This window comes from Streptomyces sp. NPDC048255 (genome assembly GCF_040652415.1).
Lineage (GTDB): Bacteria > Actinomycetota > Actinomycetes > Streptomycetales > Streptomycetaceae > Streptomyces.
Window position 1 is genome coordinate 127,562 of sequence record NZ_JBEZMA010000005.1, and the last position, 14,719, is coordinate 142,280.

Consider the following 14,719-nt stretch of genomic DNA (forward strand, 5'->3'; position numbering starts at 1 on the left):
AATCCGGTGAACAAGAAGCTTGCGGCCGCGTTGTCGGGCGGTGCGGTACTGATGCTCGTCCTGTCCGGCTGCGGCGGGGACGACAGCGACGAGAAGGCCAACGCCTGGGCCAAGAAGGTCTGCGACCAGTGGCAGCCCGAACTCACGAAGATCGAGACGGCCAACGCGGAGATCAAGCGCGTGGCGTCGGAGAGCAGCAAGCCCGAGGAGGTCCAGCAGGCCGATTCGGCGGCGTTCGGCACCATGTCCGAGTCGTACAAGACCATGGGGACGGCCCTGCAGAGCGCGGGAGTTCCCCCGGTGAAGAACGGCGAGGCGACCCAGGCCGAGGCGGTCAAGGGCTTCGAGGCGGCCTCCAAGAGCTACGCCGACCTGAAGACGAAGGTGGACGCTCTCGACCCCAAGGACCAGACCAAGTTCGCCGAGGGGCTCAAGGAAGTGGCGAGCGGCCTCGAAGCGGCGTCGGCGGGTGGCAAGGAGGCCTTCTCGCAGCTCAAGGCGGGTGGTCTGCAGCAGGCGATGAACAGCCAGAAGGGCTGCCAGGTGACGGCTCCGTCGCCGACGCCCAAGTAGTGCCGCGGTGAGTCGCTGAGGGCGTGCCGGACAGGGCGGCCGGGGTCCCGGAAAGGGGCCGCGGCCGCCCTGCCGCACACCCGGGAGCGGGCGTGCGCGCCGAGGCGGTGCAGCGCCGCGGCGGGCCGAAGCCGTACAGCGCCGCGCCGCAGCCGTGCCGGGCCGACGGCGCGCCGAAAGCCGTGACGGGCCGACGGCGCGCTGAAGCCGTGACGGGCCGACGGCGTTGTCGGCAGCGGGCGCCGTCGGACGGTGCCCGGCCTGCGCCTGGGCCGGAGGTCGGCCTGTGCCCGCACCGGTGTTCGCAGCAGCGCCGCGCCGGTCTCCGCGGCCGCGCCCGCGACCGTCCCCACGCCGACGCCCGCGCGGCGCACGGATTGTCGGCCCCAGCGGACACAATGGACCGGTGAGTACCACCAGCCTTCCCTCGCCCGAACACGCCGCCGAACTCCGCGAAGCCCTGCTCGCCGCAGGCTTCACCGCCGACGGGCTGCTCGACCTGCTCGGCGCCCCCGCCTACGCCGCGCTGGCCCGCAGCGAGACCGTGCCCGCCCTGCGCGCCACGCGCGGAGACGGCCCGCTCGCGGCCCTGGTCCGGCTGTTCCTGCTCCAGCAGCCCGTGCCGTACGTGCACGCCCGGGCCGCGCTGCCCGTCGAGCAGGCGCTCGCCGACGGCTGGCTGCGGCGCGAGGGCGACGAGGTGCACGCCACCGTCGACGTGCGCCCGTACGGCGGTCCCGACGGCGAGGACTGGTTCATCGTCTCGGACCTCGGCTGCGCCGTCGGCGGGGCCGGCGGGATCGGCAGCCGCGAGGAGGGCGTGGTCCTCGGGGTCGGCGGGGCGTCCACCACCCTGGCGGGGATCACCGTGCGCACCCCGGTGGGCTCCGCCCTCGACGTCGGTACGGGCTCGGGAATCCAGGCGCTGCACGCCGCCCAGCACGCCACCCGGGTCACCGCCACCGACGTCAACCCCCGGGCCCTGGAGTTCACCCGGTTGACGCTGGCGCTGTCCGGGGCGCCGGAGGCCGAGCTGCTCGTCGGGTCGCTCTTCGAGCCGGTCGGCGAGGCGACGTACGACCTGATCGTGTCGAACCCGCCGTTCGTGATCTCCCCGGGCGCCCGACTCACGTACCGGGACGGCGGCATGGGCGGCGACGACCTGTGCCGGAGCCTGGTCCAGGAGGCCGGCGCGCGGCTCAACCCGGGCGGGTACGCGCAGTTCCTCGGCAACTGGCAGCACGTGGAGGGCGAGGACTGGCGCGACCGGCTCCGCTCCTGGGTGCCGCGCGGCTGCGACGCCTGGATCGTGCAGCGTGACGTGCAGGACGTGACGCAGTACGCGGAGCTGTGGCTGCGGGACGCGGGCGACCACCGCTCCGACCCCGCCGAGTACGCCCAGCGGTACGAGGACTGGCTGGACGAGTTCGAGGCCCGCAAGACCAAGTCCGTCGGCTTCGGCTGGATCACCCTGCGCCGGACGGACGCGGCCGAGCCCTCGATCGTGATCGAGGAATGGCCGCACTCGGTGGAGCAGCCGCTCGGCGAGACCGTACTGGCCCACTTCGCCCGCCAGGACTACCTGCGGGAGCACGATGACGCCGCCCTGCTGGAGGGGTACTTCCTGCTCAGTGCGGAAGTGGTCCAGGAGCAGGTCGGCGCGCCCGGCGCGGAGGATCCGGAACACGTCGTCCTGCGGCAGCACCGCGGGATGCGGCGCGCCACCAAGGTCGACACGGTCGGCGCGGGCTTCGCCGGAGTGTGTGACGGCTCACTCAGCGCGGGCCGGATCCTGGACGCGATCGCCCAGCTGGTGCAGGAGGATCCGGTCGTCCTGCGCGACCGGACGCCGGAGGCCATCCGGATGCTGGTCGAGCAGGGCTTCCTGGAGCCCGTCCGGCCCGTTCCGGAATCCGGGCAGGACACCGGCCAGGGCGGGTGACCGGGCTCCGGAAGCCGGCCGAATCCATGATGTAACCCTGGGTTCGGCTCCCGTATCCCTAGGGCTGACAGGCTCCTCGCCAGCTGGATCCGGGGGGATCCGGGGAGCGGCCCAGGGGAAAAGGGGAACGGCATGGAATCCGGTCCGGCGATCTTCGCGGCGACCGTGTTCCTGCTGTTCGGAGCCGCTCTGCTGGCCTGGACGGGGGCGCGCGCTCTGCACCGTGCGCCGGTGGCAGAAGGTGTGCGCCCCGTCTTGGCCGTACCGCTGGCGCTCCTCGCCGGCGGGGGCTCGCTGGCCCTCGGCGTGTGGTGCCTCGGCAGGCTCTGACACGGCGGCCCGGACCGGCGTAGGACCGGCTTACATCTGGCCGGGAACCGCACGTGGGAGCGGGTGCGCGGAGGCCGGTGAGGGCGGGGCCAGACGGCCCCCCGGCCACCCTGCCCGGTGATCGGGAACGGTCCGGCGCGGCATCCGGGCGGCAGAAACGGCACTTGTCGGGTTACCGTTCGAGTGGCCGTTGCGGGCTTGTGCCGTTTGACACGGGGGCGGGTTGTACCGTCACACTCCGCAGCGTCGCCGTATCGCGACCGAGTGCCGACCGGAGAGAAGAGCCAAGTTGTCCCCGACTAGCGAGACCGCAAAGGGCGGCCGCCGACTCGTCATCGTCGAGTCCCCTGCCAAGGCGAAGACGATCAAGGGCTACCTCGGCCCGGGATACGTCGTCGAGGCGAGCGTCGGGCACATCCGCGACCTCCCGAACGGCGCGGCCGAGGTTCCCGACAAGTACACCGGCGAGGTCCGCCGTCTCGGCGTGGACGTCGAGCACGACTTCCAGCCGATCTACGTCGTCAACGCCGATAAGAAGGCCCAGGTCAGGAAGCTCAAGGAGCTCCTGGCCGAGTCCGACGAACTCTTCCTCGCCACCGATGAGGACCGCGAGGGCGAAGCCATCGCGTGGCACCTGCAGGAAGTCCTCAAGCCCAAGGTCCCCGTCCACCGGATGGTCTTCCACGAGATCACCAAGGACGCGATCCGCGACGCCGTCGCCAACCCGCGCGAGCTGAACCAGCGCATGGTCGACGCGCAGGAGACCCGCCGCATCCTCGACCGCCTGTACGGCTACGAGGTCTCGCCGGTCCTGTGGAAGAAGGTCATGCCGCGGCTGTCGGCCGGGCGCGTCCAGTCGGTGGCCACCCGCCTCGTCGTCGAGCGGGAGCGCGAGCGCATCGCCTTCCGTTCCGCCGAGTACTGGGACCTGACCGGAACCTTCTCCACCGGCCGCGCCGGTGACGCCTCCGACCCGTCCACGCTGGTCGCCCGCCTGAACACGGTGGACGGCAAGCGCGTCGCCCAGGGCCGCGACTTCGGCTCGAACGGGCAGCTCAAGAGCGAGGTGCTGCACCTCGACGAGGCGAACGCCCGGGCCCTGGCTGCCGCCCTCCAGGGCGCGTCCTTCGCCGTCCGGTCGGTCGAGTCCAAGCCGTACCGCCGCTCCCCGTATGCCCCGTTCCGTACGACGACGCTCCAGCAGGAGGCCTCGCGCAAGCTGGGCTTCGGTGCGAAGGCGACCATGCAGGTGGCGCAGAAGCTGTACGAGAACGGCTTCATCACCTACATGCGTACGGACTCCACGACCCTGTCCGACACCGCTGTGTCGGCGGCCCGGGCGCAGGTCACGCAGCTGTACGGCGCCGACTACCTGCCGGAGAAGCCGCGCGTCTACGCGGCCAAGGTCAAGAACGCCCAGGAGGCGCACGAGGCGATCCGTCCCTCGGGTGATCGTTTCCGCACCCCGGCCGAGACGGGTCTGACCGGCGACCAGTTCCGCCTCTACGAGCTGATCTGGAAGCGGACCGTCGCCTCCCAGATGAAGGACGCGGTCGGCAACTCCGTCACCGTGAAGATCGGCGGACGCGCCTCGGACGGCCGGGACGCGGAATTCACCGCCTCCGGCAAGACGATCACCTTCCACGGCTTCATGAAGGCCTACGTCGAGGGCGCGGACGACCCGAACGCGGAGCTCGACGACCGCGAGAAGCGCCTGCCGCAGGTCGCGGAGGGCGACGCGCTCGCCGCCGAGGAGATCACGGCGGACGGGCACTCGACGAAGCCGCCGGCCCGGTACACCGAGGCCTCGCTGGTCAAGGAGCTCGAAGAGCGCGAGATCGGCCGCCCGTCGACGTACGCGTCGATCATCGGCACGATCCTGGACCGCGGGTACGTCTTCAAGAAGGGCACGGCCCTGGTGCCGTCCTTCCTGTCGTTCGCCGTGGTGAACCTGCTGGAGACGCACTTCGGCCGGCTCGTCGACTACGACTTCACCGCGAAGATGGAGGACGACCTCGACCGCATCGCGCGGGGCGAGGCCCAGTCCGTGCCGTGGCTGAAGCGGTTCTACTTCGGCGCGGAGGATGCCTCGGAGGTCGTACCGGCCGACGGTGACGCGCTCGGCGGCCTGAAGGAGCTGGTCACGGACCTGGGCGCGATCGACGCCCGGGAGATCTCCTCCTTCCCGGTCGGCGAGGGCATCGTCCTGCGCGTCGGCCGCTACGGGCCGTACGTGGAGCGCGGCGAGAAGGAGGCGGAGGGCCACCAGCGGGCCGACGTACCGGACGACATGGCTCCGGACGAGCTGACGGTCGAGTACGCGGAGGAGCTGTTCGCGAAGCCGAGCGGCGAGTTCGAGCTCGGCAAGGACCCGGTCAGCGGGAACGAGATCGTCGCCAAGGACGGCCGCTACGGCCCGTACGTGACGGAGATCCTCCCCGAGGGCACGCCGAAGACGGGCAAGAACGCGGTCAAGCCGCGGACGGCCTCGCTCTTCAAGTCGATGACCCTGGACACGGTCACCCTCGACGACGCGCTCAAGCTGATGTCGCTGCCCCGCGTGGTCGGCGCGGACGCGGAGGGCGTGGAGATCACGGCCCAGAACGGCCGCTACGGCCCGTACCTGAAGAAGGGCACGGACTCGCGGTCCCTGGAGACCGAGGACCAGCTCTTCTCGATCACGCTGGACGAGGCCCTGGCGATCTACGCGCAGCCCAAGCAGCGCGGCCGGGCCGCGGCCAAGCCGCCGCTGAAGGAACTGGGCACCGACCCGGTGAGCGAGAAGCCGGTGGTGGTCAAGGACGGCCGCTTCGGGCCGTACGTGACGGACGGCGAGACGAACGCGACGCTGCGGCGGGACGACGACGTCGAGACGATCACGCCCGAGCGGGGCTACGAGCTGCTCGCGGAGAAGCGGGCGAAGGGCCCGGCCAAGAAGACGGCGAAGAAGGCCCCCGCCAAGAAGGCCCCGGCGAAGAAGGCGACGGCGGCGAAGACCGCTGCCGCGAAGAAGACGACGGCGGCCAAGAAGACCGCCACGGCCGCGAAGAAGACCACGGCCAAGAAGACGGCGGCGAAGAAGACGGCTGCCGCCCCGGCGGACGAGTAGCCTCCGGCAGGTCTTGGCCAGGGCCCGTGCGCTTCGCACGGGCCCTGGCCTGTTCAGCCCCGGCGGCGCCTGAGGCGCGGGGGCTCGGGGCAGAGCCCCCGCAACGGCGCCGCACCGGGGCCGCGGGGCCGGGCCCCGGAAAGTTGGGTCCGGGGTCACACCCGGGGTTGTCCACAGGCCTCCGCACCCGCCAAGCGCAGCGGATAGGCTGGGCGGATGACGCGAGCCGAGCAGCCAACGGTCGTGACCGCCCCCGCGAACCCCACCTACGACGAAGCCCTAGCCGCGGATTCCCGCGAGCGAGCGGTGCGTGCTCTGCTGCGCACCCCCGGGCTGCGCCGGCTGTGGAGCGCCCAGCTGGTGAGCGGCATCGGTGATGCCCTGGCCCTGCTGGTGCTGGCGCTGCTGGCCTACCAGGCGGCCGTCTCCGAGGCGGCCTTCGGCGGCGGGTACCGCGGCGCCGCCCTCGCCGTCTCCGTCGTCTTCGGGGTCCGCATCCTCGCCACCCTGCTCTTCGGCGCGGTCCTCCTCGGCCCGCTGTCGGCGCTCGTCGCCCCCGGCGGCAAGCTGGACCGGCGCTGGACGATGATCGGCGCCGACGGCATCCGCCTCGGACTCTTCGTCGTCGCCCCGCTCTGGCTCGACTGGATCCCGGCCCACGCACTGACCGCCCTGCTGGCCACCGTATTCGTCTCCGGTGCCGCCGAACGGCTGTGGAGCCTGGCCAAGGACAGCGCCGCTCCCGCCCTGCTGCCCACGCCGCCGCCGGAAGGGGCGACCGTACGGCCGCTGCCCGACCACCTCGACGCGCTGCGCCGCCTGACCCTGCGCACCTCCTTCGCCGCGCTGCCCGTCGCGGCGGCAGCCCTGCTCGCCGCGACCCTGGTGGGCAAGGCCCTCGGCCTCGGCGTCGACTGGTTCGCCGACAACGAGGCCGCGCTCGGCTCGTACGTCGCCTCCGGCCTCTTCGCGGCCTCGGTCTCGCTGCTGCTCCCGCTGGTGCTGCCGGGTACGAAGACCCCGCGCCCGCGTTCCCCGCTGGAGGGCCTGCGGGCACCCAAGGCGGGCGACCGGCCCGACAAGGGCCGTACGGGCGTCATCCCGCTCCTCGTCCTGGCCTGCGCGGCGGTCGCCGGAGCGGTCTCCTCGGCCGCCGCCGTGGCCGTGATGCACGCCTTCGACCTGGGGGGCGGCCCGGCCTCCTTCGCGCTGATGGTCCTGGCGCTGCTCGGCGGCACCGCCGCCGGCATCCGCGCCACCCAGGCCGGCAAGGTGCTGCCCGCGCTGTCGCGGCGCCGCCTGCTGGCCCTCGCCATAGCGGTGACGGGCCTCGCCCTGCTCCTGACCGGCCTGGTCCCGGACACCGCGACCGTGCTGTTCCTGGCGCTGCTCGCCGGCACCGCCGCGGGCGTCGCGGCCAACACCGGCCACACGCTGCTGGACCTGGAGACCGAGGAGTTCCGCCGGACCCGGGTCACCGAACACCTCCAGGCAGTCGTGCGGGTGGCCGTGGCCGTGGGGGCCGTCGTCGCGCCGACCGTGGCCGCGCTGATCGGCCCGCACCAGCTGACCGGAGCCGAGGCCGTCTTCTCGCACGGCGGCGCCGCCTTCACGCTGATGCTGGTCGGCGCCCTGCTGCTGCCGGTCGCCGTGGTGGTGCTCGCCAAGGCCGACGACCGCGGCGGCGTACCCCTGCGGCGCGACCTGCGCGAGGCCCTGCGGGGCGGGGAACCGCTCCAGGCACCGTCCACCACCGGCTTCTTCATCGCCATGGAGGGCGGCGACGGAGCCGGCAAGTCCACCCAGGTGGAGGCGCTGGCCGACTGGATACGGGGCAAGGGCCACGAGGTCGTCGTGACGCGCGAGCCCGGGGCGACCCCGGTGGGCAAGCGGCTGCGCTCGATCCTGCTCGACGTCTCCTCGGCCGGGCTGTCGAACCGCGCCGAGGCACTGCTGTACGCCGCCGACCGGGCGGAACACGTGGACACGGTCGTCCGCCCCGCCCTGGAGCGCGGCGCCGTGGTCATCTCGGACCGGTACATCGACTCCTCGGTGGCCTACCAGGGCGCCGGGCGCGACCTCTCCCCGACCGAGATCGCCCGGATCTCGCGCTGGGCCACCGACGGGCTCGTCCCGAACCTGACCGTGCTGCTCGACGTATCGCCGGAGGCGGCGCGGGAGCGGTTCACGGAGGCGCCGGACCGGCTGGAGTCGGAGCCGGCGGAGTTCCACCAGCGGGTGCGGGCCGGTTTCCTGACGCTGGCCGCGTCCGACCCCGGCCGCTACCTCGTCGTCGACGCCGGGCAGGACCCGGAGTCGGTGACCACCGTCGTACGCCACCGCCTGGACCGGATGCTTCCGCTCTCCGAGGCCGAGGTCGCCGCGCAGATCGAGGCCCGGCGGCTCGCCGAGGAGGAGGCCCGGCGGCGCGCCGAGGCCGAGGCGGCGCGCAAGGCGGAGGAGGAGCGGCTGCGGGCCGAGGAGGAAGCCCGGCTGGCGCGCGAGGCCGAGGAAGCCCGGATCAAGGCAGAGGCGGAGGCCGCTCGCAAGGCCGCCGAGGAACGCCAGCGGGCCGAGGAGGAGGCCCGTGCACGGGCCGAGGCCGAGCGGCTGCGCGCCGAGGCCGAGGAGCGGGCCCGGGCGGCGGAAGCCGAGCGGCTGCGCCGGCAGGCCGAGGAGGAAGCCCGGCTGCGGGCCGAGGCCGAGGAACGCCGGCTGGAGAAGCAGCGGCGTGCGGAGGAGGCCCTGCTGAAGGCCGAGGAGGCGCGGCGGCTGGCGGAGGCCGCGGCGGCCGAGGTGGCGGCGAAGACGGCCGCGGCTGCTGCCGCTGCTGCGGCGGCGTCGGCGGCTCCCGCGGTGCCCCCGGCTGCTGCTCAGGCTCAGGCTCCGGGCGCTGCTCAGGCTCCGCGCGGGTCCGAGGTCCGCATGCGCAAGGACCCGCACCCGGACGAGGCCGTCACGGTCGAGACCCCGATGGCCAAGCGGACCGTCCGGCCGGACGACGTCACCCAGACGGTTCCGGTGCCGAAGCTTCCTCCGGCCTCCACCGAGGAGACCACGGTGCTGCCGCCGGTCCGGGACGCCGACGAGACGGCCGTACTGCCGCCCGTACGGCCGTCCGGTGCGCCCGCCCCGTCCGACAGTCGGGGACCGGCCTCCGCGACGCGGCCCACGGCGCGGCGCTCCGAGGAGAACCCTGCCGACCGGGTCCCGCCCGGCATCTTCCGGGACGCCGACAACGACCGGACCCGCGAGCTCCCGGCCCTCGGTGAGGACGGCAGGCCGCGCCGGTCGCGCTCCGACTGGGCCGAGGAGACCCCGCTGGACGATCTGCCGACACTGGCCGACGAACTGCTGGGCCGCCGTCACCGGGACGACGAGGACCCCGAGGGCGAGGGCGGCGGACCGCGCCGCCGCTGACGGGCTCGGCGGGCCGGGCGCGGATCGGCGGGCCCGGCGCGGATTGCCCGGCCCGGCGCGGATTGTCAGTGGCGCGCGCCACACTGTGAACAGGGCGCGGACAGGGAACAGGGACAGGGAAAGGCGGTGGGCCGCATGCCCGTATGGGACGACCTGGTGGGCCAGGAGCGGGTCCAGACCCAGCTGGCCGCCGCCGCCCGTGACGCCGACGCCCTGGTCACGGCCGTCACGGACCGGACCCCGCCGCCCGCCGCGAGCAAGATGACCCATGCCTGGCTGTTCACCGGTCCGCCCGGCTCCGGGCGGTCCACCGCCGCCCGCGCCTTCGCGGCAGCCCTCCAGTGCACCAGTCCCGACCGCGCCCTCGGGGGCGAGCCGGGCTGCGGATTCTGCGACGGCTGCCACACCACCCTGATCGGCACCCACGCCGACGTGGAGATCGTCCGCACCGATCTGCTGTCCATCGGCGTGAAGGAGACGCGCGATCTGGTCCGCCGGGCGCAGCTCTCCCCGGCGGTCGGCCGCTGGCAGGTCATCGTCCTGGAGGACGCCGACCGGCTGACCGAAGGAGCCGGCAACGTGCTCCTCAAGGCCGTGGAGGAGCCCGCTCCGCGCACGGTGTGGCTGCTGTGCGCGCCCTCCCTGGAGGACGTGCTCCCGACGATCCGGTCCCGCTGCCGGCACCTGACCCTGCGCACCCCGCCCGTCGAGGCCGTCGCCGACGTACTGGTCCGGCGCGACGGCATCGAGCCCGCCGTCGCCGCGGCCGCCGCCCGGGCCACGCAGGGGCACATCGGCCGGGCCCGGCGGCTCGCCACCGACGAGGCCGCCCGTTCCCGCCGGGCCTCCGTGCTGAAGCTGCCGCTGCGCGTCGACGACGTGGGCGGCTGCCTCAAGGCCGCGCAGGAGCTTGTCGACGCCGCCGCCGAGGACGCCAAGCAGGTCGCGGAGGAGGTCGACACCAAGGAGACCGAGGAGCTGAGGGCCGCGCTCGGCGCCGCGGCGGGCACCGGCGGCCGGATGCCGCGCGGTACGGCGGGCGTGATGAAGGAGCTGGAGGACCGGCAGAAGCGCCGTCGCACCCGCACCCAGCGCGACAGCCTCGACCTGGCCCTGACCGACCTCACCGGCTTCTACCGGGACGTGCTGGCCCTCCAGCTCGGTTCGTCGGTGGCCATCGCGAACGAGGAGATACGGCCGGACCTGGACCGGATCGCCCGGGCCTCGGGTCCCGAGCGGACCCTGCGGCGCATCGAGGCGATCATCGCCTGCCGGGACGCCCTCGACCGGAACGTGGCCCCCCTCCTCGCGGTCGAGGCCATGACGATGTCGCTGCGCGCGGGCTGACCTCGGGGTCCGCCGCGCCCGCGCTGCGGACCGTAGGAGGCGGACTGTCCCTCCCGTGTCCACACCAGGTTGACCGGATCACCCGTACGGGCGGACCGGCCGCCGGGGCGGGGAGGGGCCCGGCCCGTGCCCCGTCCGGCGGGACCGCCGGCGGTGTGCGCCCGTCCGGCTCCACGGCTGCCCCCGGGGTCGTCCGGGCAGGCCGTAGGCTCGAGGGATGGACACCAGTCGCGTGCTGCGTACCACCGGGACCGTGATCGCAGCCGCAGGGCTGCTGCTCTCCGGGTGCAGCTCGGGCGGGTCCGGGGGACTCACGGCCGTCGCGTCCTCCAGCGGCCGCGCGGGCGTGTCCCCGGCCGACCCGGCCGCCGTAACCGCTGCGCTCCGCCCGTACTACGAGCAGAAGCTGAGCTGGCGCGACTGCGGTGTCCCCGGGTTCCAGTGCGCCACGATGAAGGCCCCGCTGGACTACGCGAACCCCGGATCGGGCCAGGACGTGGACATCGCGGTGTCCCGCCGCCCCGCCACCGGCCCCGGCAAGCGGCTCGGCTCGCTGCTGGTCAACCCCGGCGGCCCGGGCGGCTCGGGCATCGGGTACCTCCAGGGGTACGCGGGCATCGGCTACCCCGCGCCCGTCCGCGCCCGGTACGACATGGTCTCCTTCGACCCGCGCGGCGTGGCCCGCAGCAGCCCCGTCGAATGCCTGACCGGCCGGGCGATGGACCGGTACACGCAGGTGGACCAGACGCCGGACGACGCGGCCGAGCGGGCGCTGCTGGTGGCCGCGTTCAAGGAGTTCGCGGCGGCCTGCCAGGCGCGCTCCTCACGGATCCTGCCGCACCTGTCCACCGTCGACGCGGCCCGGGACATGGACGTGCTGCGCGCGGTGCTGGGCGACGGGAAGCTCTCCTACGTCGGGGCCTCGTACGGCACCTTCCTCGGGGCGACCTACGCGGAACTCTTCCCCCGCCGGGTCGGCCGGCTCGTCCTGGACGGCGCCATGGACCCGTCCCGCCCGGCCATCGACCTCAACCGGGACCAGACGGCGGGCTTCGAGACGGCCTTCACCTCCTTCGCCAAGGACTGCGCGGAGCAGCCCGACTGCCCGTTCGGCAAGGGGGACCCGAAGGAGGTGGCCGCGCGGCTCAAGGAGTTCTTCCGCAAGGTCGACGCCCAGCCCGTACCGACCGGTGATCCGGACCGCCCGTTGGGCGAGTCCCTGGCGACGACCGGGGTGATCGCGGCGCTGTACGACGAGAGCGCCTGGCCGCAGCTGCGCGAGGCGCTCACCTCGGCGATGGACGGCGACGGGGCCGGCATGCTGAGCCTCGCCGACAGCTACTACGAGCGCGAACCGGACGGCAAGTACGCCAACCTCATGTACGCGAACGCCGCCGTCAACTGCGTCGACCAGCCCCCGGCCTTCAGCGGCCCGGACGAGGTCCAGACCGCCCTGCCGTCCTTCGAGAAGGCCTCCCCGGTCTTCGGCGCGGGCCTGGCCTGGGCCTCGCTGAACTGCACGTACTGGCCGGTCAAGGCCACGGGCACGGCGAAGCCGCTGAAGGCGAAGGGCGCCTCGCCGATCGTGGTGGTGGGCACCACCCGCGACCCGGCGACCCCGTACAAGTGGGCGCAGGCCCTCGCCGGCCAGCTCGACTCCGGGATCCTGCTCACTTACGACGGCGACGGCCACACGGCGTACGGCCGCGGCAGCGACTGCATCGACACCTCGATCAACCACTACCTGCTGGAGGGCAAGCCTCCGCAGGACGGCAAGAAGTGCTGAGGACCGGGGCGGGCCGGTAGCCCCCGACCCCAGGAGCCGGGGACGCAGCAGAGCGGACGACTCGAATCCGCCCGATCCACCCCGGTATGTGACCTGCCTCTCCCCACCCCGAAACCCGGTTCGGGGCACCCCCTCTCACCCTGTAGACTTGGCGCCGCTGCTGATGAGCGCCCCTCTCCGAGGGAATACTTGTCTGACCAGCGGTGCCGCCTTAGCTCAGTTGGCCAGAGCAACGCACTCGTAATGCGTAGGTCTCGGGTTCGAATCCCGAAGGCGGCTCGGATCAGCCCCAGGACTCACTCGCCGTGACCTGGGGCTTTTTCATGCCCTTCGCCCGTGCGGGCATGCGGCGTCTGTCCTGCTCGGCCTTGCGCTGGCCCGGGCCGCCTCCCCTGAAGGCCTCTTCTCCCGTTGCAGGAGTCGTCTCCTCCTGGCTACTTGAGGCTGGGGTGCTTCCGGGCGAGTCGCTTGAGCCAGAGCCATCGGGCGAGTCCGCCGACGGCGAGGGAGGCGATGATGGCGCCCCAGTCGATGACGTGGGGGAGGCCGGGGAAGAAGGCGAAGGACGCGGCGGTGCCGGTCAGGAAGGCGGCAATGCCGGAGCGGCGGCGGCCGGCTTCCCGGGCGAGGTCCTCGGGGGTGGGCGGGGTCGTCATGCACGGCTCACTTCGTGATGTGGTGGCACTGGCCGGCCCGGCGAACACCGTTGACGTGGATGTACGCACACGCTTTTCCGTAGCGGGGGAGTTTCTGGGGTGCGTTGTCGCGCATGACGATTCGGGCGGGTCAGTGCTTGCCCGTCTGCGTTCCCTTCTGTCGGAGTGCATGTGCAGATCGGAACTGTCGGCGGCGGCTCGGGGTGCCTGGTCCGAGGGCGGTCCACTACGAAGAGTGATGAGTGGATTGGTGTGCTGACCACCCGTGACCGGCGTCCTCGGGTGGTTGTGCCGTCCCCGTCCTCGGCCAGGGTCAGGGCCAGGACCAGGGTCGGGATCTTGGGCCTGTGTGGTGCGGCTGACGTGGTGTTTTGGGGTGGTGGGCTCCTGTGGGCTGCGGTCGCTGGGGGAGGGGGGCGGGGATACGTTGGAGGGGGTTACGGCAGTGCGCCATCTGGCAGGAGGCCGGTCATGACGACACGGTTGCGCAGAGCGGCAGTTGGACGGGGCCGTGCGGAAGGTCATGGCCGACGCGAAGGTGCCCGGGGTGATGGTGTCGCTGTCGGCGCCCGGCAAGGGTGAGTACGTGCGCAGCTTCGGGGTCGCCGACAAGGCGACGGGCGCCGCCATGGAGCCCGGCCTGTACATGCGGATCGGCAGCGAGACGAAGACCTTCACCGTGAGCGCGGTGCTGGAGCTGGTCGACGCGGGCAAGGTGGGCCTGGACGACCCGATAGGGAAGTACGTCGCCGGGGTCCCCAACGGTGACCGGATCACCCTGCGCGAGCTCGCCGGGATGCGGAGCGGGCTGTTCAACTACTCCCAGGACGAAGGCTTCTTCAAGGCGCTGACCAGCGATCCCCGTCGCCAGTTCACCCCGCAGGAGCTGCTCGCGTACTCCTTCGAGCACCCGGTGAACTTCGCGCCCGGCGCGCAGTTCGAGTACTGCAACACCAACCTGATCCTGCTCGGCCTGGTGGTGGAGAAGGCGAGCGGCCTCCCCCTCGCCGAGTACATCGGCCGGGAGGTCGTCACACCGGCCGGGCTGCGGCACACCGTCTTCCCCGTCGGCGCGGAGTTCCCCAGTCCGCACGCCCACGGCTACACGAACCAGACCGCCTCCGGGAAGACCGAGGACGCCACCGACTGGAACCCCTCCTGGGGCTGGGCCGCCGGTGCGATGATCTCCGACCTCGCCGACCTGCGGACCTGGGCGAAGGTCCTCGCCACCGGCGAGCTGCTGACCCCCGCCACCCAGGCCCAGCGGCTGAAGACCACCCCGGCCGGCGATCTGCCGGACACCGGCTACGGCCTCGGCATCTTCGACGTCGACGGCTGGATCGGGCACAACGGCTCGCTGCCCGGCTACCAGTCGCTGACCGTGTACCTGCCCGGGCCGCAGGCCACGATGGTGGTGCTGCTCAACACCGACATCGCCTACGAGGGCTCCGAGCCCAGCTCGCTGTTCGGTGAGGCGATCACCAGGATCGTGACCCCGGACAACGTCTTCAGGCTGCCCGCCCAGCCCGTGACCGGAAGCCACTGAGCCCCTCTCC

8 protein-coding genes, 1 tRNA gene and 1 pseudogene are annotated in these 14,719 nt (G+C 73.0%); 9 read left to right on the forward strand and 1 reads right to left on the reverse strand.

Annotation, left to right across the window (positions count from 1 at the left end; translation table 11 throughout):
- Positions 1–6 precede the first annotated feature (6 nt).
- The 8 genes from AB0D94_RS07155 to AB0D94_RS07190 all read left to right on the forward strand — a co-directional run bounded on the left by AB0D94_RS07155 (position 7) and on the right by AB0D94_RS07190 (position 12,786).
- On the forward strand, positions 7–573 hold the full coding sequence (locus AB0D94_RS07155; RefSeq protein ID WP_362046806.1) for a small secreted protein: 567 nt from the start codon (positions 7–9) through the stop codon (positions 571–573).
- A gap of 406 nt (positions 574–979) precedes the next feature.
- Positions 980–2,515: a methyltransferase gene (locus tag AB0D94_RS07160; protein WP_362046809.1), complete on the forward strand. Its 1,536-nt coding sequence runs from the start codon at positions 980–982 to the stop codon at positions 2,513–2,515.
- A 132-nt stretch (positions 2,516–2,647) separates the two neighbouring features.
- The gene (locus AB0D94_RS07165) at positions 2,648–2,845 is read left to right on the forward strand and encodes a hypothetical protein (RefSeq protein WP_362046812.1); all 198 of its coding nucleotides are present in this window, start codon (positions 2,648–2,650) and stop codon (positions 2,843–2,845) included.
- Between the two features lie 289 nt (positions 2,846–3,134).
- Positions 3,135–5,954, forward strand: coding sequence for a type I DNA topoisomerase (gene topA / locus AB0D94_RS07170; protein WP_362046815.1), 2,820 nt, complete (start codon positions 3,135–3,137; stop codon positions 5,952–5,954).
- A 216-nt stretch (positions 5,955–6,170) separates the two neighbouring features.
- Positions 6,171–9,374, forward strand: a complete 3,204-nt coding sequence (tmk, locus tag AB0D94_RS07175; RefSeq protein WP_362046818.1) for a dTMP kinase — start codon at positions 6,171–6,173, stop codon at positions 9,372–9,374.
- A 135-nt stretch (positions 9,375–9,509) separates the two neighbouring features.
- Entirely contained in the window at positions 9,510–10,721 is a 1,212-nt protein-coding gene (locus AB0D94_RS07180) for a DNA polymerase III subunit delta' (RefSeq protein WP_362046821.1), read from the forward strand.
- A 217-nt stretch (positions 10,722–10,938) separates the two neighbouring features.
- A complete protein-coding gene (locus tag AB0D94_RS07185; RefSeq protein WP_362046825.1) occupies positions 10,939–12,507 on the forward strand; it encodes an alpha/beta hydrolase in 1,569 nt (522 codons plus the stop codon).
- Between the two features lie 205 nt (positions 12,508–12,712).
- Positions 12,713–12,786 (forward strand) — tRNA-Thr (locus AB0D94_RS07190).
- Positions 12,787–12,941: 155 nt separating this feature from the next.
- On the opposite strand, the gene AB0D94_RS07195 is transcribed toward AB0D94_RS07190, so the two are convergent.
- Complete coding sequence (locus AB0D94_RS07195; RefSeq protein WP_362046828.1) at positions 12,942–13,163, reverse strand: hypothetical protein; 222 nt, start codon at positions 13,161–13,163, stop codon at positions 12,942–12,944.
- A gap of 493 nt (positions 13,164–13,656) precedes the next feature.
- On the opposite strand from AB0D94_RS07195, the pseudogene AB0D94_RS07200 reads away from it, so the two are divergent.
- Positions 13,657–14,709 (forward strand): annotated as a pseudogene (locus tag AB0D94_RS07200) (serine hydrolase domain-containing protein); the annotation flags it as partial.
- Positions 14,710–14,719: the final 10 nt, after the last annotated feature.

Coding starts and splice junctions, on each gene's coding strand:
- AB0D94_RS07165 (WP_362046812.1), top strand. CDS start 2,648: ATGGAATCCGGTCCGGCGATCTTCGCGGCGACCGTGTTCCTGCTGTTC.
- tmk (WP_362046818.1), top strand. CDS start 6,171: ATGACGCGAGCCGAGCAGCCAACGGTCGTGACCGCCCCCGCGAACCCC.
- AB0D94_RS07180 (WP_362046821.1), top strand. CDS start 9,510: ATGCCCGTATGGGACGACCTGGTGGGCCAGGAGCGGGTCCAGACCCAG.
- AB0D94_RS07185 (WP_362046825.1), top strand. CDS start 10,939: ATGGACACCAGTCGCGTGCTGCGTACCACCGGGACCGTGATCGCAGCC.
- AB0D94_RS07195 (WP_362046828.1), bottom strand. CDS start 13,163: ATGACGACCCCGCCCACCCCCGAGGACCTCGCCCGGGAAGCCGGCCGC.